Origin of the sequence: Arenimonas sp., from assembly GCF_041919775.1 — a bacterium.
Taxonomy (GTDB): Bacteria; Pseudomonadota; Gammaproteobacteria; order Xanthomonadales; family Xanthomonadaceae; genus Arenimonas.
In genome coordinates, this window is the sequence record NZ_JAYRTE010000002.1 from 223901 (window position 1) to 249841 (window position 25941).

At 68.6% G+C, this 25941-nt stretch carries 28 protein-coding genes; 10 read left to right on the forward strand and 18 right to left on the reverse strand.

The features are described from left to right. Positions 1-64 precede the first annotated feature (64 nt). A complete protein-coding gene (miaA, locus tag ACE3TE_RS02460; RefSeq protein ID WP_374601842.1) occupies positions 65-1012 on the reverse strand; it encodes a tRNA (adenosine(37)-N6)-dimethylallyltransferase MiaA in 948 nt (315 codons plus the stop codon). A 2-nt stretch (positions 1013-1014) separates the two neighbouring features. After that, positions 1015-2502 carry a sodium/proline symporter PutP gene (gene putP, locus ACE3TE_RS02465; RefSeq protein ID WP_374601844.1) on the reverse strand — a complete coding sequence of 496 codons (1488 nt, stop codon included), beginning with the start codon at positions 2500-2502 and terminating at the stop codon, positions 1015-1017. A gap of 102 nt (positions 2503-2604) precedes the next feature. Here putP and ACE3TE_RS02470 point away from each other — a divergent pair, with 102 nt between their 5' ends. After that, entirely contained in the window at positions 2605-3702 is a 1098-nt protein-coding gene (locus ACE3TE_RS02470) for an alkane 1-monooxygenase (protein WP_374601846.1), read from the forward strand. A gap of 111 nt (positions 3703-3813) precedes the next feature. Here ACE3TE_RS02470 and folP read toward each other — a convergent pair whose 3' ends face one another. The 3 genes from folP to rlmE form a co-directional block, all read right to left on the reverse strand. Further along, positions 3814-4713 carry a dihydropteroate synthase gene (gene folP, locus ACE3TE_RS02475; protein ID WP_374601848.1) on the reverse strand — a complete coding sequence of 300 codons (900 nt, stop codon included), beginning with the start codon at positions 4711-4713 and terminating at the stop codon, positions 3814-3816. 111 nt (positions 4714-4824) lie between these two features. After that, a complete protein-coding gene (ftsH, locus tag ACE3TE_RS02480; RefSeq protein WP_374601850.1) occupies positions 4825-6732 on the reverse strand; it encodes an ATP-dependent zinc metalloprotease FtsH in 1908 nt (635 codons plus the stop codon). Next, on the reverse strand, positions 6732-7361 hold the full coding sequence (gene rlmE / locus ACE3TE_RS02485) for a 23S rRNA (uridine(2552)-2'-O)-methyltransferase RlmE (RefSeq protein ID WP_374601852.1): 630 nt from the start codon (positions 7359-7361) through the stop codon (positions 6732-6734). Before rlmE ends, ftsH begins: the two co-directional genes overlap by 1 nt. A gap of 66 nt (positions 7362-7427) precedes the next feature. Between rlmE and yhbY the strand changes: the two genes are divergently transcribed. Next, on the forward strand, positions 7428-7733 hold the full coding sequence (gene yhbY, locus ACE3TE_RS02490; RefSeq protein ID WP_374601853.1) for a ribosome assembly RNA-binding protein YhbY: 306 nt from the start codon (positions 7428-7430) through the stop codon (positions 7731-7733). 16 nt (positions 7734-7749) lie between these two features. After that, positions 7750-8124, forward strand: a complete 375-nt coding sequence (locus tag ACE3TE_RS02495; RefSeq protein WP_374601855.1) for an Mth938-like domain-containing protein — start codon at positions 7750-7752, stop codon at positions 8122-8124. 94 nt (positions 8125-8218) lie between these two features. Here ACE3TE_RS02495 and ACE3TE_RS02500 read toward each other — a convergent pair whose 3' ends face one another. From ACE3TE_RS02500 to surE, 4 genes are read right to left on the reverse strand one after another with little or no spacing between them, the layout of a single operon-like run. After that, on the reverse strand, positions 8219-9076 hold the full coding sequence (locus tag ACE3TE_RS02500; RefSeq protein WP_374601857.1) for a peptidoglycan DD-metalloendopeptidase family protein: 858 nt from the start codon (positions 9074-9076) through the stop codon (positions 8219-8221). Further along, entirely contained in the window at positions 9073-9657 is a 585-nt protein-coding gene (locus ACE3TE_RS02505; RefSeq protein ID WP_374601859.1) for a YqaA family protein, read from the reverse strand. Before ACE3TE_RS02505 ends, ACE3TE_RS02500 begins: the two co-directional genes overlap by 4 nt. Beyond that, a complete protein-coding gene (locus ACE3TE_RS02510) occupies positions 9658-10335 on the reverse strand; it encodes a protein-L-isoaspartate(D-aspartate) O-methyltransferase (protein WP_374601861.1) in 678 nt (225 codons plus the stop codon). Further along, positions 10332-11111 carry a 5'/3'-nucleotidase SurE gene (surE, locus tag ACE3TE_RS02515; protein WP_374601863.1) on the reverse strand — a complete coding sequence of 260 codons (780 nt, stop codon included), beginning with the start codon at positions 11109-11111 and terminating at the stop codon, positions 10332-10334. Before surE ends, ACE3TE_RS02510 begins: the two co-directional genes overlap by 4 nt. An 85-nt stretch (positions 11112-11196) precedes the next feature. Between surE and ACE3TE_RS02520 the strand changes: the two genes are divergently transcribed. Beyond that, a complete protein-coding gene (locus ACE3TE_RS02520; protein WP_374601865.1) occupies positions 11197-11778 on the forward strand; it encodes a Smr/MutS family protein in 582 nt (193 codons plus the stop codon). Here ACE3TE_RS02520 and ACE3TE_RS02525 read toward each other — a convergent pair whose 3' ends face one another. The 9 genes from ACE3TE_RS02525 to ACE3TE_RS02565 all read right to left on the reverse strand — a co-directional run bounded on the left by ACE3TE_RS02525 (position 11779) and on the right by ACE3TE_RS02565 (position 18822). Beyond that, positions 11779-11991, reverse strand: coding sequence for a lipoprotein (locus ACE3TE_RS02525; RefSeq protein WP_374601866.1), 213 nt, complete (start codon positions 11989-11991; stop codon positions 11779-11781). A 72-nt stretch (positions 11992-12063) separates the two neighbouring features. Further along, entirely contained in the window at positions 12064-13092 is a 1029-nt protein-coding gene (truD, locus tag ACE3TE_RS02530) for a tRNA pseudouridine(13) synthase TruD (RefSeq protein WP_374601868.1), read from the reverse strand. Next, positions 13089-13571 (reverse strand): 2-C-methyl-D-erythritol 2,4-cyclodiphosphate synthase, encoded by a 483-nt coding sequence (gene ispF, locus ACE3TE_RS02535; RefSeq protein ID WP_374601869.1) that lies wholly within the window; start codon positions 13569-13571, stop codon positions 13089-13091. The genes truD and ispF overlap by 4 nt, the downstream gene beginning before the upstream one ends. Next, positions 13568-14257: a 2-C-methyl-D-erythritol 4-phosphate cytidylyltransferase gene (gene ispD, locus ACE3TE_RS02540; RefSeq protein WP_374601871.1), complete on the reverse strand. Its 690-nt coding sequence runs from the start codon at positions 14255-14257 to the stop codon at positions 13568-13570. The genes ispF and ispD overlap by 4 nt, the downstream gene beginning before the upstream one ends. Further along, complete coding sequence (gene ftsB / locus ACE3TE_RS02545) at positions 14254-14577, reverse strand: cell division protein FtsB (RefSeq protein ID WP_374601872.1); 324 nt, start codon at positions 14575-14577, stop codon at positions 14254-14256. Before ftsB ends, ispD begins: the two co-directional genes overlap by 4 nt. Positions 14578-14586: 9 nt before the next feature. Continuing rightward, positions 14587-15873, reverse strand: coding sequence for a phosphopyruvate hydratase (eno, locus tag ACE3TE_RS02550; protein ID WP_374601874.1), 1287 nt, complete (start codon positions 15871-15873; stop codon positions 14587-14589). 35 nt (positions 15874-15908) lie between these two features. Further along, positions 15909-16259 (reverse strand): hypothetical protein, encoded by a 351-nt coding sequence (locus ACE3TE_RS02555; protein ID WP_374601876.1) that lies wholly within the window; start codon positions 16257-16259, stop codon positions 15909-15911. After that, positions 16256-17089, reverse strand: coding sequence for a 3-deoxy-8-phosphooctulonate synthase (gene kdsA / locus ACE3TE_RS02560; RefSeq protein ID WP_374601878.1), 834 nt, complete (start codon positions 17087-17089; stop codon positions 16256-16258). The genes ACE3TE_RS02555 and kdsA overlap by 4 nt, the downstream gene beginning before the upstream one ends. Further along, positions 17089-18822, reverse strand: a complete 1734-nt coding sequence (locus tag ACE3TE_RS02565; protein ID WP_374601880.1) for a CTP synthase — start codon at positions 18820-18822, stop codon at positions 17089-17091. The genes kdsA and ACE3TE_RS02565 overlap by 1 nt, the downstream gene beginning before the upstream one ends. Before the next feature lie 175 nt (positions 18823-18997). Here ACE3TE_RS02565 and parE point away from each other — a divergent pair, with 175 nt between their 5' ends. The 6 genes from parE (at position 18998) to ACE3TE_RS02595 (ending at position 25747) form a co-directional block, all read left to right on the forward strand. After that, positions 18998-20887, forward strand: a complete 1890-nt coding sequence (gene parE, locus ACE3TE_RS02570) for a DNA topoisomerase IV subunit B (protein WP_374601882.1) — start codon at positions 18998-19000, stop codon at positions 20885-20887. 350 nt (positions 20888-21237) lie between these two features. Continuing rightward, positions 21238-21792 (forward strand): hypothetical protein, encoded by a 555-nt coding sequence (locus ACE3TE_RS02575; RefSeq protein WP_374601884.1) that lies wholly within the window; start codon positions 21238-21240, stop codon positions 21790-21792. A gap of 61 nt (positions 21793-21853) precedes the next feature. Then, positions 21854-22522: a hypothetical protein gene (locus ACE3TE_RS02580; RefSeq protein ID WP_374601886.1), complete on the forward strand. Its 669-nt coding sequence runs from the start codon at positions 21854-21856 to the stop codon at positions 22520-22522. A gap of 77 nt (positions 22523-22599) precedes the next feature. Next, positions 22600-22989 carry a hypothetical protein gene (locus tag ACE3TE_RS02585; RefSeq protein WP_374601887.1) on the forward strand — a complete coding sequence of 130 codons (390 nt, stop codon included), beginning with the start codon at positions 22600-22602 and terminating at the stop codon, positions 22987-22989. Then, complete coding sequence (locus ACE3TE_RS02590; protein WP_374601889.1) at positions 22986-23780, forward strand: hypothetical protein; 795 nt, start codon at positions 22986-22988, stop codon at positions 23778-23780. Before ACE3TE_RS02585 ends, ACE3TE_RS02590 begins: the two co-directional genes overlap by 4 nt. Beyond that, positions 23777-25747: a carboxypeptidase-like regulatory domain-containing protein gene (locus ACE3TE_RS02595; protein WP_374601890.1), complete on the forward strand. Its 1971-nt coding sequence runs from the start codon at positions 23777-23779 to the stop codon at positions 25745-25747. Before ACE3TE_RS02590 ends, ACE3TE_RS02595 begins: the two co-directional genes overlap by 4 nt. The last annotated feature ends 194 nt before the right edge of the window (positions 25748-25941 follow it).

A 25941-nucleotide genomic window follows, 5' to 3' on the forward strand; every position in this document is an offset into this window, starting at 1 on the left:
GCGCCAGCTGGGCGCGATTTGCGGCCAAAGGGTCCGGGGCCGCGAATGCCCGGAAGTCTAGCAGCTAGAACCCGGCCGGGCGGGCCAGGAAGGCCGCCAGGCGCTGCTCCGCGAGGGCCCGTTCAGCCTGTGGGTCCAGCCACAGGGCCTCGGTGCGCGCGCGCAGCCAGGTGATCTGTCGCTTGGCCAGCTGCCGCGTCGCGGCGATGGCCTGCTCCCGGAACGTGGGGGCGTCGGTCTGGCCTTCAAGGTGCGCCCAGGCCTGGCGGTAGCCGACCGCCCGCATCGAAGGCAGGTCCGGGTGCAGGCGCGGGTCGGCGCGCAGGCGGCGCACCTCGTCCAGGAAACCCTGCCCGAGCATCTGGTCGAAGCGTTTTTCGATACGTGCGTGCAGCACGGCCCGGTCGGCCGGAGCCAGGACCAGGCGCAGCACGCGGAACGGGAACGGCCGGCGGACACCCGCCTGCTGCCAGTCGCTGATCGCGCGTCCCGTGAGCCGCCAGACCTCCAGCGCGCGGGTGATCCGCTGGCTGTCGCCGGGTTTTATTCTCACGCCGGCCGCCGGGTCGGCGGCGGCCATTTCCGCGTGCAGTGCCGGCCAGCCGCGTTCGGCCGCCTCGGCGAGGATGCCGGCGCGGACCGCGGGGTCGGCCTCCGGAAGTTCCGAAAGACCGTCGAACAAGGCACTGAAGTACAGGCCGGTGCCGCCGACCAGCAGCGGCACCCTGCCCCGCTCGGCCAGAGCCAGCATCGGCGGCAGCGCCTCGCGGGCGAAATCGGCGGCCGAAAACACCTGGTGCGGGTCGCGCACGTCCACCAGGTGGTGCGGCGCCAGCGCCAGCGTGGCGGCATCGGGTTTGGCCGAGCCGATGTCCAGCCCGCGGTAGACCAGCGCCGAATCGACGCTGATGACTTCGGTGTCCAGCTGCTGGCACCAGTCCACCGCCAGCGCCGTCTTGCCCGAGGCCGTGGGCCCCATCAGGGCAACGGCCAGCGGGCGGGTGTCGCGCATGCTCAGCCCTCGCTGCGCCGCAGTTCGGCGTGCACGGCATCGAACTGGCCCAGCATCGCCGGCGACGGCGCACGGCCGAAGCGGCTTACCAGCACGATCGCCAGCGTCGCCAGCGCCACGCCGGGCACCATTTCATACAGGCCGGTGTCGAGTTGCTTCCAGCCGATAACCACCAGCGCACCGACGATCATGCCGGCCAGGGCGCCGTTGCGCGTGGTGCCCTTCCAGAACAGCGACAGCACCACCACCGGACCGAAGGCCGCGCCAAAACCGGCCCAGGCGTAGCTGACCAGGCCCAGCACGCGGCTGTCGGGATCGGCGGCCAGCCAGATCGCCAGCAGCGCCACGACCAGCACCGCGAAGCGGCCGACCCAGACCAGTTCCTTGTGGCCGGCCTTGGGACGCAGGAAGCCCTTGTAGAAATCTTCGGTGATCGCGCTCGAGCAGACCAGCAGCTGGCAGCTGAGCGTGCTCATCACCGCCGCCAGGATCGCGGACAGCAGGATGCCCGCGATCCAGGGATTGAAGAGCAGCGTCGAGAGCTCGATGAACACGCGCTCGGGGTTTTCCGCCACGGCGCCGGCGCGGGCCGGGTTGGCCTCGAACCAGGCGATGCCGAAGAAGCCCACGCCCATCGCGCCGGCCAGGCACAGGATCATCCAGGTCATCGCGATGCGGCGGGCCGCCGGGATGGTGCGCACCGATTCGGCGGCCATGAAGCGCGCCAGGATGTGCGGCTGGCCGACATAGCCCAGGCCCCAGGCCAGCAGCGACACCACGCCCAGCACGGTCGCGCCCTTGAAGAACTGCAGGTTGGCCGGGTCCACCTGCTCGACCAGCGTGATGGCGGTTTCGGGGCCGCCGAGCTTGAGCACCACGAAGACCGGGGTCAGGATCAGCGCGAAGAACATCAGCGTCGCCTGCACCGTGTCGGTCCAGCTGACCGCCAGGAAGCCGCCGACGAAGGTGTAGAGGATGGTCGCCGCGGCGCCGTACCAGATCGCCTGCGCATACGGCACTTCGAACACCGACTCGAACAGGCGCGCGCCGGCGACGATGCCCGCCGCGCAATACACCGCGAAGAACACCAGGATGATCGCCGCCGACACCGAGCGCAGCAGCTTGTTGCGGTCCTCGAAGCGGTGCGTGAAATAGTCCGGCAGGGTCAGCGCGTTCTGGCTGCGCTCGGTGTACAGGCGCAGCGGCGCCGCCACGTAGCGCCAGTTCGCCCACGCGCCGATCACCAGGCCGATCGCGATCCAGGCTTCGGAGAAGCCGCCGACGTAGAAGGCGCCCGGCAGGCCGAGCAGCAGCCAGCCGCTCATGTCCGAGGCGCCGGCCGACAGCGCCGTGACGAAACTTCCCAGCGAGCGGCCGCCGAGGATGTAGTCGTCGAAATTCTTGGTGGAATACCAGGCCACGAAGCCGATGCCGACCATGCCAAGGATGTAGATGGCGAAGGTGATGTGCAGCGGGGACGTCCAGTCCATGGGGGCTCCTGGGGATTCGGGCGGCCACCTAGCTTAACGGCTTCGCCGCCGCCCTGCCCCTTGAACGGCGCGGCGTCCGGGGTATGCTGGGGCCCGGTTACCGTGGGTCCGACCGCCGTGCCGAACGCCAAGCGCTTCGCCTTCCTGCTGGTCTTCGTGGTGCCCGCGCTGATGCCACTGGCGGCGTGGCTGGGTCTGCTCACCGGCCATCCGGACCTGATGGCCTGGTTCCCGCTGTTTTTCCTGTTCGTACTGATTCCGCTGGCCGATTACGCGCTGGGCCATGACCCGGTGAACGTGCCGCCCGGACGCGAGCGCGAGCTTTCCCACAGCCCCTGGTTCCGCGGCCTCACGCTGGCCTGCCTGCCGGTGCATCTTTCCGTGCTGGCCTGGTCGGCGCAGTGGTTCGTGGAAGGCGGATTCGGCCTGGCCGGCTCCGCGGGCTGGCTGCTTTCGCAGGGCATCGTCGGCGGCATCCTGGCGATCAACACCGCGCACGAACTGATCCACAAGGACGGCCGGCTCGAACCCTTCGTCGGTGGCCTGCTGCTGGCCAGCGTCGGCTACCACGGCTTCAAGATCGAACACCTGCGTGGCCACCACGTGCATGTGTCCACGCCCGAAGACGCCTCCAGCGCGCGCCTCGGGCAGTCGCTGTGGCATTTCCTGCCGCGGGCGATGTGGCGCAACACGCTCAATGCCTGGCGACTGGAAGCCCGCCGCCTCCAGGGCCTTGGTTTGCCCTGGCTGCACCGGCGCAACGAGATGATCGGCTGGACGCTGGCCTGGCTGGGCTTGGCGGCGGTGTTCCTGGCCTGGCTCGGTCCCGTCGGGCTGGGGTTTTTCCTGCTGCAGGGACTGTTCGCGGCGGGTTCGCTGGAAATCATCAACTACATCGAACACTACGGGCTCGAGCGGAGGCGCGGCGACGACGGCCGCTACGAGCGCACCACCCACCTGCACAGCTGGAACTCGGACTACGCGCTGTCGAACCTGCTGCTGTTCCAGCTGCAGCGCCATTCCGACCACCACGCCTTTCCCAAGCGCCGCTACGCGATCCTGCGCCACCATCCCGACAGCCCGCAGCTGCCGGGCGGCTATGCGTCCATGTTCGTGCTGGCCCTGGTGCCACCGCTGTGGCACCGCGTGGTCGACCCGCGGGTCGAGGGCTTCCGGGCAAGCCGGATCGGCAGTGCCTGAAATCCACAGGGCCTGTGGACAAGCCTGGGAGAACGCCTGTGGATGAAACGCCACGAGCCAGTCCCCGCGCGGTCGCCAGACCCTTTGGTCAAGGAGTGTCCAGGGCGTGGATCAGTCGTCGTCGGGCCAGCGAATCGTCTGCTTCGCGGCCTCCATGGCACGCGGCGCCGGCTGGGCCGCCACCGCGGCCCAGACCTTGAGTGCATCCACGGTCGCCGCGACGTCGTGCACGCGCAGGATGCGCGCCCCGTACTCAGCGGCCAGCACGGCGGCGGCGACCGAGGCATGCACGCGTTCGCCCACGTCCCTGCCGGTGATCTCGCCCAGGCTGCGCTTGCGCGACAGCCCGGCCAGCAGCGGCAGGCCCAGGTCGAGCAGGCGCGACTGCTGGCGCAGCAGCAGCAGGTTGTGCGCCGTGGTCTTGCCGAAGCCGTAGCCGGGGTCGAGCACGATCGATTTCTTCGGGATGCCGGCCATCTCGCAGGCGAAGATGCGTTCGGCCAGGAAGCGGTGCACCTCGCCGACCAGGTCGTCGTATTCCGGCGCGTCCTGCATCGACCGCGGCTCGCCCTGCATGTGCATCAGCACCACCGGCACGCCGGCGGCCGTGGCGGCTTCCAGCGCGCCTTCGCGACGCAGCGCGAACACGTCGTTGACCAGGCCGGCGCCGGCGGCGACCGCGGCGCGAATGACTTCGGGCTTGGACGTGTCCACCGAGATGGGCAGCGAGGTTTCGGCGGCCAGGCGTTCGATCACCGGGATCACCCGGCGCAGTTCTTCATCAACCGGCACCTCGCCGGCGCCGGGCCGGGTGGACTCGCCGCCGACGTCGAGCAGGTCCGCACCCTCCGCGGCCAGCCGCAGGCCGTGGGCCACGGCGGCTTCGGTGGAGTCGTGGCTACCGCCGTCGGAAAACGAGTCCGGCGTGACGTTGACGATGCCCATCACGCGCGGCACGTCGAACTTGAGTACGCGGCCGGCGCAGTCGAGTTGCGGGGTCAGGTCGAACATAGGGAATCCCCGAAAAAATGTAGGAGCGCCTTCAGGCGCGAATCTTTTGACTTCGCCTTTGGCAAAGAAGAGATTCGCGCCTGAAGGCGCTCCTACATTACAGCGACGCGGTCAGGTCTGCGGCATCGGCCCGCCCAGCGGGCCGGCGGCCGGGCCGGTGCCCGGATCGTCCTTGGAGATGCGGCCGGACTTGGCCCAGTCCGACGGCGGACCCGGGCGACGACCTTCCATGATGGCGTCGATCTGCTGCGCGTCGATGGTTTCGTAGGTCAGCAGGGCCTCGGCCATCACGTGCAGCTTGTCCATGTTGTCCGTGAGGATCTCCCTCGTGCGCTGGTAGGCGCGGTCGAGGATGCCGCGCACGACCTCGTCGATCTTGCGGGCGGTGTCGTCCGAAACCGACTTGTGCTGCGTGACCGAGCGGCCCAGGAACACCTCGTCTTCCTCGTCGCTGTAGGCGATCGGGCCGAGTTCGTCCGACAGGCCCCACTTGGTGGCCATGTTGCGGGCCATCTTGGTGGCGCGCTCGATGTCGTTGCTGGCGCCGGTGGTGACCTTGTCGGCGCCGAAGATCAGCTCCTCGGCGACGCGGCCGCCGTACAGCGAGCACAGCATCGACTCGATGTGGGTGCGGTTGTACGAGTACTTGTCGCCCTCGGGCAGGTACATCGTGACGCCCAGCGCGCGGCCGCGCGGGATGATCGTCACCTTGTAGACCGGGTCGTGCTCGGGCACGACGCGGCCGACGATGGCGTGGCCGGCCTCGTGGTAGGCGGTGAGCTTCTTCTCGTCATCGCTCATCGCCATCGAGCGGCGCTCGGCGCCCATCAGGATCTTGTCGCGGGCGCGGTCGAAGTGCTCCATGCGCACCGACTTGGCGTTTTCGCGGGCCGCGAACAGCGCCGCCTCGTTGACCAGGTTGGCCAGGTCGGCGCCGCTGAAGCCGGGGGTACCGCGCGCGATGGTCATCGCCTCGACGTCGTCGTCGATCGGCACCTTGCGCATGTGCACCTTGAGGATCATCTCGCGGCCGCGCACGTCGGGCAGGCCGACGGTGACCTGGCGGTCGAAGCGGCCCGGGCGCAGCAGCGCCGGGTCCAGCACGTCCGGACGGTTGGTGGCGGCGATGACGATCACGCCCTCCCCGCCCTCGAAGCCGTCCATCTCCACCAGCAGCTGGTTCAGGGTCTGCTCGCGCTCGTCGTGGCCACCGCCCAGGCCGGCGCCGCGATGGCGGCCGACGGCGTCGATTTCATCGATGAAGATGATGCAGGGCGCGTGCTTCTTGGCGGTTTCGAACATGTCGCGCACGCGGCTGGCGCCGACGCCGACGAACATCTCGACGAAGTCCGAACCGGAGATCGAGAAGAACGGCACCTTGGCCTCACCCGCGATGGCGCGCGCCAGCAGGGTCTTGCCGGTGCCCGGCGGGCCGACCATCAGCACGCCGCGCGGGATCTTGCCGCCCAGCTTCTGGAAGCGGCCCGGGTCGCGCAGGAACTCGACCAGCTCGCCCACTTCTTCCTTGGCCTCGTCGCAGCCGGCGACGTCGGCCAGGGTGACCTTGACGTCGTTTTCGCCCTGCAGCTTGGCCCGCGACTTGCCGAAGCTCATCGCGCCCTTGCCGCCGCCCTGCTGCATGTTGCGCATCATCCAGAACCAGAAGCCGATGATCAGCGCCACCGGCAGCAGGTTGAACAGGATGCTCAGCAGCAGCGAACGCGGCTTGGGCTTTTCCTGGGTGATCTCGACGTCGTTCTCGAACAGGGTGTCGAGCAGGCGCGAGTCGTCCGGCGCCGCGGTGGTGAACACCGAGTTGTCGGTGCGCTTGCCGGTGACCGAGATCTTGTCCTCGGCGATGTTCACCTGCGAAACGCGCCCGTTCTTCACCTCTTCGATGAACTGGTTGTAGCTGAGCTCCGAAGTGGCGGCCCCCGGCGTCGAAAAGCTGTTGAACACCGCCATCAGCACGACGGCGATGACCAGCCAGAGCAGGAGGTTTTTTGCCAGGTCGTTCATCACTTGCTTCCTCGTCGCTTGCCGGTGGCCAGCGCATAGACTTCGTTTGAGCGGCGCCGGGACGCCGCGGGCTTGCGGATCACCAGCTTGTCGTAGCGCGTCCTGAGCTCCTTGACGTAGGCGTCGAAGCCTTCGCCCTGGAAGAGCTTGATCAGGAACGCGCCTCCGACCTTGAGGTGCTTGTCCGCGAAATCGCGGGCCAGTTCGGACAGGTACATCGCCCGGGCCTGGTCCACGGTATCCACGCCAGTCATATTGGGGGCCATGTCGGAAAGCACAAGGTCCACCGGCGCACCGTCGAGAAGGGTCTCCAGTTCGGACAATGGGCCGTCCTCTCTGAAATCGCCGTGAATAAACTCGACCCCGGCGATCGGGGGCATGTCCAGGATGTCCAGCGCCAGCACCCGGCCGCGCTCGCCCAGGTCCCGGCGCACCACCTGCGACCAGCCGCCCGGGGCCGCGCCCAGGTCCACCACCACCATGCCCGGCTTGAGCAGGCGGTCGCGCTCCAGCAGCTCCTCGAGCTTGTAGGCCGCGCGCGAGCGCATGCCCTCGGACTGGGCCTTCTTCACGAAGGGGTCGTCGAAGTGCTCCTTGAGCCAACGCTGGCTGCTGCGGCTGCGGGCCATGGCCTTTACTGGGGGGGGCGGGCCGCCATGATACCCTAGCGACCCTTCCGAGCCGCCCGCGAGACCATGGCCACCGCCCTGAGCAACACCCAGAAACGTTACCTGCGCGGCCTGGCGCATGACCTCAAGGCCGTGCTGATCGTGGGCGCCAAGGGCATCACCGACGCCCTGGTCGCCGAGGCCACCCTGGCCCTGGAGCACCACGAGCTGCTGAAGGTGAAGATCCACGCCGGCGACCGCGAACTGCGCGACGAGTGGATCGCCGAGCTGGCAAACCGCACCGACGCGGCGCTGGTCACCCGCATCGGCAACGTGGCCGTGTTCTACCGCCGCCGCGACGAAAAGCCGCTGATCGTCCTGCCCCGGAACTGACAGCGCAGGGGCAAGCGTGCAGCTTTCGCAGGAAAACCCGGATTTCACCTATGTGCTGCGCGGCACGACCGCCAGCACCGTCCTGGTGAACCAGCAGTCGCTGGACGCCAGCTTCGTGCTTGCCCCGAACCAGCTGCTGGAAGCCTGGGGCCCGGCCTCGGTGGACGATCTCGAGCCTTCGCACATGGAAGCCCTGCTGGACCTGAAGCCCTCCGTGGCGATCCTGGGCACCGGTCCGCGCCAGCGTTTCCCCTCGCCCGCGGTCATGGCTGCCATGCTCACGCGCGGCGTCGGCCTGGAAGTGATGGACAACGCCGCCGCGGCGCGCACCTTCAACGTTCTGGCCACCGAGGGCCGCAAGGTCGTCGCCGCCTTCCTGCTGCCCGGCTGATAAAGCCCCCGTAGGAGCGCCTTCAGGCGCGAATCTTTTGACTTGGCCTTTGGCCAAGAAGAACTTCGCGCCTGAAGGCGCTCCTACAAGGCGGCTATTGGCGCGGCAGCACCTGCATCGGATCCACCGGTTTGCCGTTGCGGCGCACCTCGAAGTGCAGCATGTCGCGGCTGGTGCCGCTGCGGCCGAGTTCGGCGATCTGCTGGCCGGCCTTCACCTGGGCGCCCTCGCCCAGCAGCCGGCGGCGGTTGTGGGCGTAGGCCGACAGCCATTCGTCGCTGTGCTTGACGATGATCAGCTCGCCGTAACCCACCAGCCCCGAGCCCGAATAGACGATCACGCCGTCGGCGGCGGCCACGACCGGCTGGCCGGCGTTGCCGGCGATGTCCAGGCCCTGGCGCTTGGGATCGCCGGCGACGAAGCGACCGATCACCTGGCCCTGGGTGGGCCAGCGCCAGGCGCCGCTGGCCGGGGCCGCATCCGGCACGGCAGGCACTGCCGGCGCCGACGTCGGGCGCGCGGGCGTTGCCACCGGGGCCACCGGGGTCACCGGCCGGGTCACCGTCGGCGCCGTTGAACGCTCCGGCGAGGCCAGGCGCGACCCTGCCGCCGGTTCGCTGCTGCGGCGGGCGGGCGTGGCGGTCACGCGCGCTGCGGCCGGCTTGGCCGCCTGGGTCCGCAGGCGAAGCGTCTGTCCCGGGTAGATCGTGTACGGCGGGCCGATGCGATTGAGGCTGGCGACTTCCCGGTAGTCCAGGCCGTGCCGGAAGGCGATGCCGTACAGGGTGTCGCCGCGCCGGACCGTGTAGTCGCCGCTTCGCGGCACCGACTGGGCGGCGCGGGCGGGCTCGGCGCGCGAACCCTCGCGCTTGACCACGCGCGAATGTCCGCAGCCGGCGAGCAGCGCGATCACGAGCAGGCAGGCCACGGCGCGGGCGAAGGAAATGCTCATCCGCGCATATTCAACCAGACAATGGCGCCCAGGATCACCACCGCGATGACCCAGCCGATGGTTTCGATGTAGCGGCGGAACAGCGGCTCCACCTTCGGGCCGCCCTTGGCGACGACCCAGGCGACCAGGAAAAACCGCAGGCCGCGGCCGACCAGCGACGCCAGCACGAAGGGCAGCAGCGGCATCGCCGCGGCGCCGCCCGCGACGGTGAACACCTTGAACGGGATCGGCGTGAAGGCGGCGACGAACATGATCCAGACGCCGTATTCGCGGAACAGGTCCTGCACCTTCGCATAGGTGTCGTCGTAGCCGACCCGCTCGATCAGCGGCATCACCGCGTCGATGGCGAAATAGCCCAGGCCATAGCCGATGACGCCGCCCAGCACGGACGTCACCGTGGTCAGCAGGCCCAGGCGCCACCAGTGGTCCGGCTTGGCCAGCGCCATCGGCGCCAGCATCACGTCGGTGGGCACCGGGAAGAAGATCGATTCGATGGTGGAAATGACGCCGAGGTACCAGGGCGCATGACGATGCGCGGCGAGTTTGCGGCAGTAGTCGTAAAGCGGTCCGAACAGCTTCATTCAGAGCGTTCCGGGCAGGAGGGGCACGAACACCACGCCACCCAGGTCTTCCTGGAGCAGCTGGCCGTCCACGCGGCGGATGCGCAGCAGGCGCTGGCCGTTGGGGCCGCCGACGGGGGCCACCAGCGTGCCGCCCTCGGCAAGCTGTTCCAGCAGCGCCGGCTCGATCGCCGCGGCGCCCGCAGTGACCAGGATGCCTTCGAAGGGCGCGTATTCGGGCCAGCCGGCGCGGCCGTCGTCGTGGCGGGTGCGCACGTTCAGTCCCTGGTGGCGGAAGCGGCGGCGCGCGACGCGCAGCAGTTCCTCGATGCGCTCGACGCTGTAGGTTTCCAGGCCCAGCGTCGCCAGCACCGAAGCCTGGTAGCCCGATCCGGTGCCGACTTCCAGCACGCGCGCGGGCAGGCCGTGTTCGACCAGGGCCTCGGTCATGCGCGCCACCACCCAGGGCTGGCTGATGGTCTGGCCATTGCCGATCGGCAGCGCGGTGTCGTCGTAGGCGCGGCTGGCCAGCGCCTCGTCCAGGAACAGGTGCCGCGGCACGGTGCGCATGGCGGTCAGCACGCGTTCGTCGGCGATGCCGCCTTCGCTGCGCAGGCGCTCGACCATGCGGTCGCGGGCGCGCTGCGAGGTCATGCCCAGGCCCTTGGCTTCCGGACGGATTTGGTAGCGCGGCATCATGCCTTGAGGTTCATCCCTTCACCCAGGGCGCCGACCCAGCTGGCGACCTTGTCCAGCGCCTGGTAGCGCGTCAGGTCGACGTGGATCGGCGTGATGGAAATGTAACCCGTGCGGACCGCGTGGAAATCGGTGCCGGGACCCGAGTCCTGTTCGGGGCCGGCGGGGCCGATCCACCACATCGGGCGACCGCGCGGATCGACCTGCTGCACGCAGGGTTCGGCACGATGGCGGTGGCCGAGACGCGTGACCTCGTAGCCGCGCAGTTCTTCCCAGGGCAGGTCCGGCACGTTGACGTTGAGGATGGTGTCGGCCGGCAGCGGGTCGACCAGCAGCCGGGCGGTGATCTCCAGCGCCGCACGCGCCGCGGTTTCGTAGTGGCGCGCGGAGGTCTCGTCGGTGACCAGCGACAGCGCGATGGCCGGATGACCGAGGAAACGGCCCTCCATCGCGGCGGCGACGGTGCCGGAATAAATGACGTCGTCACCCAGGTTGGCCGCGGTGTTGATGCCCGAAAGCACGATGTCCGGGTCGGCGAGCAGCAGGCCGGTCAGGGCCAGGTGCACGCAGTCGGTGGGCGTGCCGGCGACCCGCCAGGTGCGCTCGTCGAGCTGGCGCACGCGGATCGGGCGGTCGAGCGTGAGCGAATTGCTGGCGCCGGAACGGTCGCGGTCGGGCGCCACCACCGTCACTTCGTGGCCGGCGGCACGCAGGCCCTCGGCCAGGACGCGGATGCCCGGGGCTTCCACGCCATCGTCATTGCTTACCAGTACGCGCATCAGGGGTCCCGCGGGAAGAAGCCCAATGATAGCGGATGCACCGCCCGCGGCATCACCCTCACCTGCGCTGGGTTAACCTGCATGCATGGCCAAGCGCAAGCCGCCCGCACCCGTCACCGAGGACGATGCCGCCCTTTTCCGGGAGGCGATCGGTGAAGTGCGCCGGTTCGAGGCGCCGCCGCCTGAGCCGGCGCGGCCGCGCCCGGCCCCGCGCCCGCGCATGCGCGAGATCGACGAGGCACTGGCGCTGCAGCAATCCCGGCAGGCCGGCTGGTTCGAAGCGACGATCGACGCGGCCGAGGCCCTGGCCTACCGTCGCGACGAGGTGCCCGAGAAGGTCCTCAAGGCGCTCAAGCGCGGGCAGTACAGCATCGGCGGCGAACTCGACCTGCACCAGATGCGCGCCCCGGAAGCCGAACGCTGGCTGCGCGAGTTCCTGGCCCAGTCCCGCGCCGGTGGGCATGCCTGCGTTCGCATCATCCACGGCAAGGGGCTGCGCGCCGCCGCCGGCGGCTCGGTGCTCAAGGCGCTGGTCGACCGGATGCTTCGCCAGCGCGCGGACGTGCTGGCATTCGCCTCCGCACCGGAAGCGATGGGCGGGACCGGCGCGGTGCTGGTGCTGTTGGCGCGCAAACGCCCCGGCGAACAGACACCTTCCGCGGGCTGATCAGTCGTCCCGGCGTTCCATCGGCGGATTCACCCAGACCACGCCGACACCGGCCTCTTTCGCGGCCTTTTCGACGGCCTGGATGTAGGCCACGTCGGCGTGGACTGTGGCTTTGCCGGTCCGGCCGGACAGGCTGGCCGTGTCGGTGGTGGCGCAGCCGGCCAGCAGCAGCGCGGCGAAGGCAAGGAACAGGGGCTTGCGGGCGGTGTTCATGGCGACCTCCTGGGATCTGGAAAACCGCGGCCCCAGACTACGCCTGCCGGCGGCCGGCGCAAGTGCCGGCGATCAGGCCCTGGAATGGGCGTCGCGGACCTCGCCGAGTTCGGCCAGCAGCCCGGTCGCGTAGGCGCCCGGCGGCAGCCCGAAGCGCAGGACCAGCTGGTCCGTTTCGGACCAGGTCCAGTCCAGGTCCGCGACGCGCACGCGCAGCGCCCGCCGCTCCTGCTTCAGGCCCGCGGCCTCCAGGCCTTGGCGCAAGTCGGCGAAGCCATCGACTGCCGCCATTTCGAGCTCCCGGCAGCTGCCGGCACAGCGCAGCTCGCCGCGTCCCCACAGCGGACCGGTGGGATGGATGTCCAGACTCCGGGCGCGGTCGGCCAGCTCCCCGCTGGCCGGCTCCGGGCCGAACACCGACTGGCTGCCTTCCAGCATCCAGACCTCGCCCTCGCGCCCCGTCGCCCAGTCGCCGGCCGACACCCGCGCCGACAGCACGGCGTTGAACAGGGCCGAACGCGCCGCCGACAGGTAGATCGAGCGCTGCTCGCGGCGCACCCGCTGGCCCGCGAACATGCGCCGCGCGGACTCGACGTTGTCGCCGTCGCGGCCAAAACGCTGTTCGCCGAAATAATTGGGCAGGCCGCCCAGCGCGATAGCCTGCAGGCGCTGGTCGATGGCATCGCGTTCGCCCTGCACCTGCCGCAGCACCAGCTCGAAGCGATTGCCGCGCAGGGCGCCACGTGGCAGCTTGCGGTTGTGCCAGGCATGGTCCAGCACCCGCAGCGAATCGTCCTGCAGGCTCGCCAGGTCCGGTGCCACGCGCTTGGGCAGGTGCACCGAGAACCGCTGCCGGGTGACCGCGTGGCGGTCCTTGAGGCCGGCGTAACCGATGCCGACGTCCGCGATGCCGGCCCACTGGGCAAGCCGGCGGGCGGCGTGCACGGTCGTGAGCCCACGCTTTTCGATGGTCAGCAGCAGGTGCTCGCCCTGCCCCGCCGCTTCGAAGCCGGGCAGTTCCTCGACCAGGAAATCCTCGGGCCGGCTGCGGAAATCAGCGACCAGCACCGCCCCGCCGTAGCCGCCGGGAAGCCCGCTCACCGGCGCACCAGCAGCGCCACCGCCATCGCTGCCAGGCCTTCGCCGCGGCCGGTGAATCCGAGCTTCTCGGAGGTGGTGGCCTTGACGCTGATCGCGTCCGCGTCCACGCCCAGGTCGGCGGCGAGGTTGGCGCGCATCGCCGGTGCATGCGCCGCCACCCGGGGCCGCTCGCAGACCACGGTCACGTCGGCATTGCCAAGCCGCCAGCCGCGTTCCGCAATCAGGGCGGCGCAGTGGCGCAGGAACACGCGGCTGTCGCAGTCCTTCCAGCGATCGTCCGACGGCGGGAAATGCACGCCGATGTCGCCAAGCGCCAGCGCGCCCAGCAGCGCATCGCACAGCGCATGGATGACCACGTCGCCGTCGGAGTGCGCCAGCACGCCGCGCTCGTGCGGAATGCGCACGCCGCCCAGGACAACATGGTCGCCGTCGCCAAAAGCATGTACGTCGTAACCCTGGCCAATGCGGATGTCGGTCATTTGCCTGCTTTCGAAAGGATGAACTCGGCCAGCGCGAGGTCGGCCGGGGTGGTGATCTTGAGGTTGTCGTCGCGGCCTTCGACCAGGCGAGGCTTGAGGCCCAGGCGTTCGACGGCCATCGCCTCGTCGGTCACGCGGACACCGCTGCGCAGGGCCGCCGCCAGTGCACGGGTGAGGCCGCCGCGGCGGAAAAGCTGCGGGGTCAGCGCGCGCCAGAGCGCTTCGCGCGGTTCGGTGCCCAGGCAGCGGCGCTGGTCGTCGGCCCGCTTCAGCGTGTCGCGCATCGGTGCGGCCAGCAGCGCGCCCACCGGGTCTTCGCGGCCTTCCGAAAGCAGCCGGGCGAGGTCGTCGCGGTGCAGGCAGGGGCGCGCGGCGTCGTGCACGAGCACCCACTGGTCCTCGCTGACGGTGGCCGGCAGCGCGTGCAGCGCCGCGAGCACGGAGTCGGCGCGCTCGCCGCCGCCCACGCAGGTGAGCACGGGCTTGCCGCCGATTTCCCGCCAGCCCGGCCAGCGGCTGTCGTCCTGCGAGAGCGCGACCACCGCGCCGTCCACGTCGGGATGGTCGAGCACGGCGCGCAGGCTGTGTTCGATCACCCGGCGACCGGCCAGGGACAGGTATTGCTTGGGCGTATCGCCGCCGAAGCGGCTGCCGCGCCCTGCGGCGGGCACGATTGCCCAGCTCACTGGCCAGGCCCCGCACCGTCGTCCGCTCCGGCCTCCGCCGGGGCGGGTTCGACCACCCGGTAGAAGACCTCGCCCGGCTTGACCATGCCGAGTTCGCTGCGGGCCCGGTCCTCGACCGCGGCTTCGCCCGACTTGAGGTCCTCGACCTCGGCCGACAGCGCGTCGTTGCGCTGCTGCAGCCGGGCGTTCTCGCGCTGCTGGACCTCGACGCGCGCCTCCAGCGCCCGCGCCTGGCGAAGCCCGCCGTCACCCCACCAGAACTTGGCCTGCAGGCCCACCAGGGCGAGCAGCAGCAGTGCGATGGGCCACCAGCGGCGCAAGGGCGGGGCTCAGCGCTTGAGGCTGACGAAAGCGTCGTGGCCGGCGTAACGCGCCTGGTCGCCCAGCGCCTCCTCGATGCGCAGCAGCTGGTTGTATTTGGCCACGCGGTCGCTGCGGCACAGCGAGCCGGTCTTGATCTGGGTGGCCGTGGTGGCCACCGAGATGTCGGCGATCGTGGTGTCCTCGGTTTCGCCCGAGCGGTGCGAGACGACGGCGGCGTAGTTCGCGGCGTCGGCCATCGCGATGGCGTCGAGCGTTTCGGTGAGCGTGCCGATCTGGTTGACCTTGATCAGGATGGCGTTGGCCACGCCCTGGTCGATGCCCTCGCGGAAGATCTTCGGATTGGTGACGAACAGGTCGTCGCCGACCAGCTGCACCTTGCCCGACAGGCGCTGGGTGAGCAGCTTCCAGCCGTCCCAGTCGTTCTCGGCCATGCCGTCCTCGATCGTGATGATCGGGTACTGCGCGCTCCAGCCGGCCAGGAAATCAACGAACTGCTCCGGCGACAGGCGCTTGCCCTCGCCGACCAGGTTGTACTTGCCGTTGTCGAAGAACTCCGAGCTGGCCACGTCCAGGCCCAGCAGGATGTCTTCGCCGGCGCGGTGGCCGGCCTTGCCGATCGCCTCGAGGATGACCTCGATCGCTTCTTCGTTCGAACGCAGGTCGGGCGCGAAACCGCCCTCGTCGCCGACCGCGGTGCCCAGGCCCTTGCCCTTGAGCACCGACTTGAGGGCGTGGAAGACCTCGGTGCCGGCGCGCAGCGCCTCGGAGAAGCTGTCGAAGCCCACCGGCAGCACCATGAATTCCTGCATGTCGACGTTGTTGTCGGCATGGGCGCCGCCGTTGATGATGTTCATCATCGGCACCGGCAGCACCGGCGCGCGGTCACCGGCCAGGTGCTTCCACAGCGGCAAGCCACGCGCCGCGGCGATGGCGTGGGCATTGGCCATCGACACGCCGAGCAGCGCGTTCGCGCCGAGGCGGCCCTTGTTCTCGGTGCCGTCGAGGTTGATCAGCTTGCGGTCCAGGCCTTCCTGGTCGGCGCCGTCGAAGCCGGCCAGCGCATCAGCAATCGTGGTGTTGACGTTGGCCACCGCCTTGCGCACGCCCTTGCCCAGGTAACGGCTCTTGTCGCCGTCGCGCAGCTCCACGGCTTCCTTGGTGCCGGTGGACGCGCCCGACGGCACGGCGGCGCGGCCGACGTGGCCGCTGGCCAGGGTGACTTCGGCTTCGAGCGTGGGATTGCCGCGACTGTCGAGGATTTCGCGGGCGTGGACTTTGCTGATGGTGGTCATGGTTTTGGACTTTTGACTTTTTTGATTTACGGGACTCAGGCGGCCATCGCCAGGCCGAGGATGACGAGGGCGATGCCGCCAAGCAGCGGCAGCAGGTTCAGCACCAGGCCGAGCCAGGCGAACAGCCGCTTGCGGGTGCCGGCGAAGAGACCGAGGACGCCGAGGATGGCGCCCAGCACCAGCAGCGCCATCGCCGCCAGCATGCCGACGCCGATCATCATGGCGCGCGGGTCGGTTTCGGAAAGCTCGCCGCCCGGCGCGTTCATGCCGAGGTAGCCGGCGTAACCGAACACGCCCAGCAGGGCCAGGCCCGCGACGACCGCGATGATGGTGGCCGCGATACCGAGGCCGGAGTGCTTCAGGGGTTCAACGACAACCGTGTTCATGCGTCCTGCTCCAGGAATCCGTTTTTCTTGGTGATGCGGTCGAGCTCGACCAGGGTTTCCAGCAGCGCCGCCATCTTCGGCAGCGGCCAGGCGTTGGGGCCGTCGGACAGGGCTTTTTCCGGATCCGGATGGGTTTCCATGAACAGGCCGCTGACGCCCACCGCCACCGCCGCGCGCGACAGCACCGGCACGAACTCGCGCTGGCCGCCGGACTTGCCGCCGGCACCGCCGGGCAGCTGCACCGAATGCGTGGCGTCGAACACCACCGGGCAGCCGGTGTCGCGCATCACGCTGAGCGAGCGCATGTCGGACACCAGGTTGTTGTAACCGAAGCTGACGCCGCGCTCGCAGGCCATGATCTGCTGGTTGCCGGTGGCGCGCGCCTTGTCGGTGACGTGCTTCATTTCCCAGGGCGAAAGAAACTGGCCCTTCTTGATGTTCACCGGCTTGCCGGCACTCGCGACCTTCTGGATGAAGTCGGTCTGGCGGCACAGGAAGGCCGGCGTCTGCAGCACGTCCACCACCGAGGCCACTTCGTCCATCGGCGTGTATTCGTGCACGTCGGTCAGCACCGGCACCCCGAGCTGGCGCTTCACTTCCGCCAGCACCTTCAGGCCGGCCTCGAGGCCGGGGCCGCGGAAGCTGGTGCCGGAAGTGCGGTTGGCCTTGTCGAAGCTGGACTTGAAGATGAAGGGGATGCCGAGCTTGCCGGTGATTTCCTTGAGCCGGCCGGCCGTTTCCATCTGCAGCTCCAGCGACTCGATGACGCAGGGGCCGGCGATCAGGAAGAAGGGCTGGTCGAGGCCGACCTTGAAGCCGCAAAGGTCCATCAGGCGTTTCCTCCGGAGGTCGCAGAAGCCACTGTAGGAGCGGCTTCAGCCGCGAAGCTTTCCCCAGGAGCATTCGCGCCTGAAGGCGCTCCTACAGGCGAAGCAGCGGCCTTGTGCTCGCGCGCGGCGCGGATGAAGCCGATGAACAGCGGGTGGCCGTCACGCGGAGTTGAGAGGAACTCCGGGTGCGCCTGGCAGGCGATGAACCACGGATGCCCCGGCAGTTCCACCATTTCCACCAGCAGGTCGTCCATGGACTTGGCGCTGATCACCAGGCCAGCGTCCTCGAGCTGGGTGCGGTAGCGGTTGTTGAACTCGTAGCGGTGGCGATGGCGCTCGCCGACCACGTCCTTGCCATACAGTTCGCGCGAATGCGTGCCGGGCTTGAGGCGCTGTTCCTGCAGGCCCAGGCGCATGGTGCCGCCGAGGTCGGAGGTTTCGTCGCGACGCTCGATCTCGCCGCTGGCGGTGCGCCATTCGGTGATCAGGCCGATCACCGGGTGCGCGCAGTGGCGGTCGTTCTCGGTGCTGTTGGCGCCTTCCAGGCCGGCCACGTGGCGGGCGAAGTCCACCACCGCGGCCTGCATGCCGTAGCAGATGCCGAAATACGGCACGCCATGCTCGCGGGCGTATTTCGCGGTGAGCACCTTGCCTTCGAAGCCGCGGTCGCCGAAGCCGCCCGGCACCAGGATGGCGTCGACGTCGGACAGCACCGCGTCGCCGTCCTTTTCGACCTGCTCGGACTCGAGCCACTTGAGCCGGACCCGCGTGCGCTGGCGCAGGCCGCCGTGCTTGAGCGCCTCGGACAGCGACTTGTAGGCGTCCTGGTGGTCGACGTACTTGCCGACCACGGCCACGGTGACTTCGTCGTCCGGGTTTTCCACCGCATCCACCACCGCCTCCCACTCGGACAGGTCGGCAACCGCCGCCTTGTCCTCGAGCCGCAGGCGTTCGACCACGATCTGGTCGAGCTGCTGCTGGTGCAGCCACAGCGGCAGCTGGTAGATGTTGGCGACGTCCACGCAGCTGATGACGGCCTTCTCGGGCACGTTGGTGAACAGCGCGATCTTGCGGCGCTCGCTGTCGGGCAGCGGTTTTTCGCTGCGACAGACCAGGATGTCGGGCTGGATGCCGATCGAGCGCAGTTCCTTCACCGAGTGCTGGGTGGGCTTGGTCTTGAGCTCGCCGGCGGCGGCGATCCAGGGCACCAGGGTCAGGTGCATGAAGATGGCCTGGTCGGGGCCGCGCTCGGTGCGGATCTGGCGGATGGCCTCGAGGAAGGGCAGCGACTCGATGTCGCCGACGGTGCCGCCGATCTCCACCAGGCCCACGTCGAAGCCGTCGGTGGCCTCGAAGATGCAGCGCTTGATCTCGTCGGTGATGTGCGGGATCACCTGCACGGTGCCGCCCAGGTAGTCGCCGCGGCGCTCCTTGCGGATCACGTTCTCGTAGATGCGGCCGGTGGTGACCGAGTTCTTGCGACTCAGGCGCACGCGCAGGAAACGTTCGTAGTGGCCCAGGTCGAGGTCGGTTTCGGCACCGTCGTCGGTGACGTAGACCTCGCCGTGCTGGAACGGGCTCATGGTGCCCGGGTCCACGTTGATGTAGGGATCGAGCTTCATCATGGTGACCCGCAGGCCGCGGGCTTCCAGGATGGCTGCCAGCGAGGCCGCGGCGATGCCCTTGCCAAGCGAGGACACCACGCCACCAGTTACGAAGATCAGACGGGTCATGGGATAAGGGGGCGCTGGAAAACCGTATTCTACCGGCTCGCGCCGGTTCGGGCGAGAAACATTTTCTTATCAAGGGTTTGCGCCCGGACCGGGCTTTGCGCGGCTTGACCGGCCCCGGGCCGCCGCGCATCCTGCCCGCCACCGCAAGACCCCGCCAGGAAGGCCTTTCCCCCGCATGAACACCCGCTACAACGCCGCCGACATCGAAGTCCTGTCGGGCCTGGACCCGGTCAAGCGCCGCCCCGGCATGTACACCGACACCACCCGGCCCAACCACCTGGCCCAGGAGGTCATCGACAACTCGGTGGACGAGGCCCTGGGCGGGCACGCGAAGCTGATCGAGGTCGTGCTGCACGCCGACGGCAGCGTCGAAGTCTCCGACGACGGCCGCGGCATGCCGGTCGACGTGCACCCCGAGGAAGGCATTCCCGGCGTGGAGCTGATCCTCACGCGCCTGCACGCGGGCGGCAAGTTCAGCGGCAAGAACTACACCTTCTCCGGCGGCCTGCACGGCGTCGGCGTCAGCGTGGTCAATGCGCTGTCGAAGAAGGTCGAGGTCTTCATCAAGCGCGAGGGCCAGGAACACCGCATGGAGTTCCGCGACGGCGACCGCAGTTCGGCCCTGGACGTGGTCGGCACGGTCGGCAAGCGCAACACCGGCACCCGGCTGCGCTTCTGGCCGGACCCGAAGTATTTCGATTCACCGAAGATTTCCGTGCGCGCCCTGCGCCACCTGCTGCGCGCCAAGGCCGTGCTGTGCCCGGGCCTGACGGTGAAGCTGCACGACGTCGCCAGCGGCGACAAGGACGAGTGGTACTACGAGGACGGCCTGCGCGACTACCTGCGCGGTGCGCTTTCCGACCGCGAGCTGCTGCCGGCCGAGCTGTTCGTGGGCCACCTGGCCAAGGACACCGAGATCGCCGACTGGGCCGTGGCCTGGGTGCCCGAGGGCGAGCTGGTGCAGGAGAGTTACGTCAACCTGATCCCGACCGCGCAGCACGGCACCCACGTCAACGGCCTGCGCAGCGGCTTCACCGACGCGCTGCGCGAGTTCTGCGACTTCCGCAGCCTGCTGCCGCGCGGCGTGAAGCTGGCGCCCGAGGATGTCTGGGACCGCATTAGCTTCGTGCTCAGCCTGAAGATGACCGACCCGCAGTTCAGCGGCCAGACCAAGGAGCGCCTGAGTTCGCGCCAGGCCGCGGCCTTCGTCGAGGGCGCCGCGCACGATGCGTTTTCGCTGTGGCTGAACCAGCATGTCGAGCTGGGCACCCAGATCGCCCAGCTGGCGATCGACCGCGCCGCCGCCCGCCTGAAGTCCGAGAAACAGGTGGTTCGCAAGAAGATCACCCAGGGCCCGGCCCTGCCCGGCAAGCTGGCCGACTGCATCAGCCAGGACCTGGGCCGCACCGAGCTGTTCCTGGTCGAGGGCGACTCGGCCGGCGGCAGCGCCAAGCAGGCCCGCGACAAGGAGTTCCAGGCCATCCTGCCGCTGCGCGGCAAGATCCTGAACACCTGGGAGGTCGAGTCCGGCGGCGTGCTGGCCTCGAACGAGGTGCACGACCTGGCCGTGGCCATCGGCTGCGACCCGGGCGTGGAGAACATCGACGGGCTTCGCTACGGAAAGGTGATCATCCTGGCCGACGCCGATTCCGACGGGCTGCACATCGCCACCCTGCTGGCGGCGCTGTTCCTGCGCCACTTCCCGGCCCTGGTGCGGGCCGGCAACATCTTCGTGGCGATGCCGCCGCTGTTCCGCGTAGACGTGGGCAAACAGGTGTTCTATGCCCTGGACGAGGAAGAAAAGCGCCTGCTGCTGGACCGGATCGAGCGCGAGAAGATCCGCGGCCAGGTCAGCGTCACCCGCTTCAAGGGCCTGGGCGAGATGAACCCCTCGCAGCTGCGCGAGTCCACCATCCACCCCGACACCCGCCGGCTGGTGCAGCTGACCGTGGACGACGCCGAGCAGACCCGGTCCCTGATGGACCTGCTGCTGGCCAAGAAGCGCGCCAGCGACCGCAAGGCCTGGCTCGAAGCCAAGGGCGACCTGGCCTCGCTGGAAGTCTGAAGCGGCCTTTGTGGGAGGGACTCCGGTCCCGAAACCGTGACCCACCTCCCGGAAATGTGACGCAGCGCGTCACATTTTCACCCCGCTTGCCCCCCTCGACCTGCCGTTCGTCGGCGGGACGGCCGGCCGTCGCCCCGATTTGCGTCTGGCCCGCCCCTCGCATACCGCGACGCAGCGCACATTTTCGCGGACCGGGGTAAGCCGGGCAGGCGGCCGGCCCTGGTTGGCACGCTTCCTGCTTCTACTTCCTCGCCCGCAGTTTGCGTGCCCCCGGTCGGTGTTCCGGCCCGGAATGTCCTCCCAACAATCCAGCCGTTCCACCTAGGCAAACAACTCAGGAAACCCTGCACATGAAGAACGTCCGTAGCATCCGAGGCCTCGCCCTCACCGGCGTGGCGGCCCTCGGCCTGATCGCGATGACCCCGGCCCTGGCCGATTCCGATTTCGCCACCAACTCCACCACGGGTGCCTCGGCGGACCTGAATTTCGAGGTCGTGATTCCCGAGTTCATCAGCTTCCAGGTCGGTTCCAGCGGCACCACCGTGGACCTGGTCCAATTCAATGTGCCCGCCGCGGACGTCGGCGACCAGAATCCCGTGAGCCGGAGCAACGCCGGTGGCGCCGCCATCCCGGTCACCCTGCTCAGCAACGTCGGCAACCTGGCGATTAACGCGGTTGGCAGCACCGGCGGCACGAACGATATCGACTGGGACCAGATCACGGCCAGCAGCTCGGACGTTGCCGCGCTTCCGGCTCCCCAGGTCAATGGCTCCACGGGTGTTACGGCAGACGCAGACGGTGTTATCGACGCCAGCGCCGACTGGACCTTCGTCTATGACAACACCAACGTGGTTGGCGCCGGTACGTACACCGGCACCGTCACCTACACCGCTGCAACGCCTTAATTCCAAGTGATGGCCCGGATGGCCGCTCCTTGGTGGGCGGCCATCCCCATTCGAGCGAATGATGACCCGAGTCCTCGCCAGCCTTGCGATGCTTGTCACCTGCAGCTTTTTCCCGCAGATGGCCAAAGGCTATGAAGTGGCCTTGGAGCTCGGGTTCGTGGATAGCCGGGCGATCCACCTCCGGGTGGGCGAGCGCGCTCGTCAGGACGAAAACACGAACTACACCGACGGTTACGGGATCCCGTGTGTATTTTTTGTCCGCTGCTCCGGAGGAAGCCCTACGGCAGGCCGGGGCGGAGCGGTCAACACCGTATCCGTCACTGTCCCCGCCAGCCAGGCCGGCAACGGCACGGCCCTGGCCATGTCCGGCGACAGCACGGCCTCCGGGCGACGCAGTAGCTACGACGGCCGCAGCTTCTGTGGAGCCGGCGAGATTTATATCGGCGGCTTCGTCCGCAAGCCGGGCAATGCTTCGCCCGCGGCACTCACCGTGCAAGCGGTCGACGACCTGAGGAATGGCGCCCGGACGATCCCCGCTTCACAAATAAGCTGGTCCACGGGAGATGCACACATCAGCGGCGGCACACTGGGCACCACGCCGGTGCAGATCGCGAGCTTTCCCGCGAACCACTGGGTCGAGGCCTGCATGAGCTTCACCTACGCAAATTCAGACGTCCATCCCGCAGGAACGTACGTGACCCGGGCAACCTACACGCTGGCACAGCCTTGAACGCGGCATCCTTTCGCGCGCTGGCAGCCGTTTGGCTACTTCTCCTGCCCCTGCTGGCATCGGCGCAGGCGATAAGCGTGGATGACACCGGGACACGGGTGCTCGAGAGCTCGCTCAGGCTGCGCTGGGTGGATCCCGTACCGCAGCCCGGAAGCACCCAGCTGATGTCCGGTGACGTCACCGTAGACGTACGCCTGGACGTACGGCGCTGGAAGGGCCAGCAGGTCCGGATCTACAAGCGCCTGGCCAGCCGCGGGAACACGAGGGTGGCGGTGCGCTGGCAATCCCAGGGGCGCCTGATGCCCGGCCAGTTGCTCCAGGGTGAACGCACGCTCGTTTTCGCAGGTCTCGTGACCAGCGATGAAATCCGCGACGTGCTTCGCCTCGCGGTAGTCGCCGACGGCTCGCAGCTCGAGGGCAGGCAGGTACTGGACTTTGATTTCGAACTCGAGGTGGGAAGCCCATGAACCTTCGCCGCGACCTGCCTGCCATCCTGCTGTTGGTGGCGCTGGTGCTGCCGCAACTGGCCGCGGCCCAGGGCTTCTCCGCTTACGTGCTTCCGCCCCGCTTCGAGGACAGCGCAGCCGCGGGTCAAACCTACCGTAATGTCATCGAGATCCAGAACACATCGCCGCAGGCCGTGCGCTTCGGCGTGCGTACCGCGGACTGGGATCTTGACGAGAGCGGCGAGATCGGCTTCGACGAGGCACTCGCCCCGGACAGCTGTCGCCCCTGGGTAGGGCTGGAAGCCCTGGAGATCAAACTGGAGGGCAACGGCCGCAAGCGCTTCCGCTTCGAAGTAGCGGTGCCCGAAGGAACCCCGGCCCGGCAATGCCGCTTCGCCATCATGATCGAGGGCGACCCGCAGGAAACCACCCAGGGCATGTCGGTTTCCGGACGAATCGGCGTGGTCGTCTATCTCGACATTGGCGACGTCTCCGCACGCCTGCGGGTGCTGGAGTCCCGGATTGAGGTGGCAGGGGATCGGCAGCTGCCTGCCCTGCTGGTGGCCAACGAGGGCACAGCCCACGGACGACTTCAGGGCTTCGTTGATGGCCGGGATGCACAGGGCCGGCGCTGGACCTTCGCCCCCGCGAGCCACCCCATCCTGCCGGGCAGGGAACGAATCATCGTGCTTTCCCCGATCGGCGAGCCTGAAGGGTCCGAGGTTCCCCCCGTTGGATTTCCGGTGGTGATCAGCGGCAGCTTCGACTGGCGAAACGAGCGCATTCCGGTGGACATGACGGTGGGCCAATGAGGGCTCAGCCTGCGGGAACGCTGGCCCGGTCCGCCCTTATCGTTTCAGCCCTCCTCTCCGGATCGGTTCACGGCCAGGACGAAATCCACCCCGAAATCTTCCAGGACCGGGTAATCAGCCCCGACCAGCTCGCGCCCTTGCCGGAAGACAAGGAAGAGGACTTCAACTCGGACGGGGTGCCAAGGAGCATTCGGATCGAAGCCGTCCTGAGCGCCGTCGAACGCGCCGATGAGGACTATGCCGAGTTCGGCCTGAATTTCGGCGGCCATCGCGAGACCGAGCGCTGGGGCAGCTTCTCGCTCGACGGCACCGTGTTTCGGCGTGATGGCCTGCAAGGCGAGCCTGCCGACTGGATCGGAACCGTCACGCTCTGGCAGCGCGGGCTGTATGTGGGTAGCCACTGGCAGGTCGAGAATGGACTTGGCGTCTTGAACACACCGACCTTGCCGGTCCAGCGGGAACAGTTTCGGTTTTTCCTGCCCAGCGTGCCTTTTGTTGGCGGCAGTACGCACTGGCATGACCGAGAAGGCGGCATGCACTTGCAGGCGGCCATGGGCAGGGCCGGCCTGTTTTCGGGCTCGCGAATCGTTGCGTTCGACAGCGCCGACGGCAATGTTGCGAGCTTCGGATCGCAATGGCGGTGGTCCGACAGGTGGACCGGCGCCGTCAGCGCCCTTGCCACCGACGGGCTTATAGTTCCCGATCCGTTAAATGGCAGCCAGTTCCAGGACGGCCGGACCGAAGCCTTCCTCGCCAGTACGGCCTGGTCGGGCGACAGGCACCGGGTCCAGTTCAACTTGCAGGGCAGCTCGGCCGAGCGTGGCGACGCCACCGGAGCCTGGCTGGACGGCGTGTCGCGGCTGGGTCGCTTCACCTGGAACTACGGCCTGTTCCATCTCGGCGAGGATCTCGCCTGGGGCGCACTGCCCATCAACAGCAATGCCGCCGGCGGGTATCTGCGGGTCCGGTACGAAAGCGCACGCTGGAACTGGAACGGCGGCGTGGACAAGATCGACTCGGTCAGCGGGAGCGGCTTCAGCGGCAACTACGCCACGGTGTATGGCCGCTACCAGGTACGCCACAACCTCGGAATCGGCGGCAACATCAACGTACGGGACTCGGCGATCGCGACCGACTTCAGCACACGCTGGTTCGTGGACCGTGCCGGCCCGTGGGGGCGCTCGCGTCTCCAGCTCGACCAGGCGCGGACAGATTCCGGACGCCGCGAAGACCTGCAGCTGACGCTCGACCAGGACCTGCCGATGAAGCAGGGTTCGCGACTGGCGATCTCGACGACCCTCGGGAGCGTCGACGTCGATGGCGAAGGACGCACCGAAACCATCACGATGGCCGCGCTGGGCGGCATCGACATCGGTGACCGCACCCGTCTGGACGGCAACGTGCGCTGGACGCGCGGCAGCGGTCCCGCCGCCTATCGTGGCGCCGACATCAACCTGAGCCTCAACTGGCGGCTGGCGTCGCGATGGTCGCTTCAGGCCAGCGTCTACCGAAGCGCGGGTGAGCAACGCTCGCCATTCCAGATCGACCCGCTGGCTCCACCCGATCAGTTCTTCCCGTTGCCGAGCGAAAGCTCCGTGTTTCTGAGCATTCGCTACGAAAAACAAGCGGGCACACCAGTGGCGGTACTCGGCGGCGGTCCGGGCAGCGCCATAGGAACGGTCACCGGGTCGGTGTTCCTCGACGAAAACGACGATGGACTGCGCTCTGCGTCTGAACTGCCCGCAACCAACGTCACCGTCATCCTCGACGGCCGCTACGCCGTACGCACCGACAGCCAGGGCGAGTTCGAATTCCCGCGCGTGGCGATCGGTGCGCACACCATCGAGGTCGTGCCGGACAACCTGCCGCTGCCCTGGTTCCTCGCCGAGGACGGCGACAGCCGGGCCGTGGAGGTGCGGGTGCGCGACACCACCCGCGTGGACATCGGCGCGAGGAGGCAGCGATGAACCGCCACGCACCCCCGTTGCCGCGCAAGCGCGGATTGATGCTGCGGCTGCTGGTGCTGTTCGTGGCGGTCGCGCTAGCCGTCACCCTGCAGGCCGGCGAAGGCAAGGCCGCGGGGCACCGGGCGGTCGAGGCCGAACCGGCTCCGCAGCAGCGGCAGGCTGCCTGCGCGCCCCGGGTGGCCCTCAGGCACCCG

Coding starts and splice junctions, on each gene's coding strand:
- miaA (WP_374601842.1), bottom strand. CDS start 1,012: ATGCGCGACACCCGCCCGCTGGCCGTTGCCCTGATGGGGCCCACGGCC.
- putP (WP_374601844.1), bottom strand. CDS start 2,502: ATGGACTGGACGTCCCCGCTGCACATCACCTTCGCCATCTACATCCTT.
- folP (WP_374601848.1), bottom strand. CDS start 4,713: ATGTTCGACCTGACCCCGCAACTCGACTGCGCCGGCCGCGTACTCAAG.
- ftsH (WP_374601850.1), bottom strand. CDS start 6,732: ATGAACGACCTGGCAAAAAACCTCCTGCTCTGGCTGGTCATCGCCGTC.
- rlmE (WP_374601852.1), bottom strand. CDS start 7,361: ATGGCCCGCAGCCGCAGCAGCCAGCGTTGGCTCAAGGAGCACTTCGAC.
- yhbY (WP_374601853.1), top strand. CDS start 7,428: ATGGCCACCGCCCTGAGCAACACCCAGAAACGTTACCTGCGCGGCCTG.
- ACE3TE_RS02500 (WP_374601857.1), bottom strand. CDS start 9,076: ATGAGCATTTCCTTCGCCCGCGCCGTGGCCTGCCTGCTCGTGATCGCG.
- ACE3TE_RS02505 (WP_374601859.1), bottom strand. CDS start 9,657: ATGAAGCTGTTCGGACCGCTTTACGACTACTGCCGCAAACTCGCCGCG.
- ACE3TE_RS02510 (WP_374601861.1), bottom strand. CDS start 10,335: ATGATGCCGCGCTACCAAATCCGTCCGGAAGCCAAGGGCCTGGGCATG.
- surE (WP_374601863.1), bottom strand. CDS start 11,111: ATGCGCGTACTGGTAAGCAATGACGATGGCGTGGAAGCCCCGGGCATC.
- ACE3TE_RS02520 (WP_374601865.1), top strand. CDS start 11,197: ATGGCCAAGCGCAAGCCGCCCGCACCCGTCACCGAGGACGATGCCGCC.
- ACE3TE_RS02525 (WP_374601866.1), bottom strand. CDS start 11,991: ATGAACACCGCCCGCAAGCCCCTGTTCCTTGCCTTCGCCGCGCTGCTG.
- ispF (WP_374601869.1), bottom strand. CDS start 13,571: ATGACCGACATCCGCATTGGCCAGGGTTACGACGTACATGCTTTTGGC.
- eno (WP_374601874.1), bottom strand. CDS start 15,873: ATGACCACCATCAGCAAAGTCCACGCCCGCGAAATCCTCGACAGTCGC.
- ACE3TE_RS02555 (WP_374601876.1), bottom strand. CDS start 16,259: ATGAACACGGTTGTCGTTGAACCCCTGAAGCACTCCGGCCTCGGTATC.
- kdsA (WP_374601878.1), bottom strand. CDS start 17,089: ATGGACCTTTGCGGCTTCAAGGTCGGCCTCGACCAGCCCTTCTTCCTG.
- ACE3TE_RS02565 (WP_374601880.1), bottom strand. CDS start 18,822: ATGACCCGTCTGATCTTCGTAACTGGTGGCGTGGTGTCCTCGCTTGGC.
- parE (WP_374601882.1), top strand. CDS start 18,998: ATGAACACCCGCTACAACGCCGCCGACATCGAAGTCCTGTCGGGCCTG.
- ACE3TE_RS02575 (WP_374601884.1), top strand. CDS start 21,238: ATGAAGAACGTCCGTAGCATCCGAGGCCTCGCCCTCACCGGCGTGGCG.
- ACE3TE_RS02580 (WP_374601886.1), top strand. CDS start 21,854: ATGACCCGAGTCCTCGCCAGCCTTGCGATGCTTGTCACCTGCAGCTTT.
- ACE3TE_RS02590 (WP_374601889.1), top strand. CDS start 22,986: ATGAACCTTCGCCGCGACCTGCCTGCCATCCTGCTGTTGGTGGCGCTG.
- ACE3TE_RS02595 (WP_374601890.1), top strand. CDS start 23,777: ATGAGGGCTCAGCCTGCGGGAACGCTGGCCCGGTCCGCCCTTATCGTT.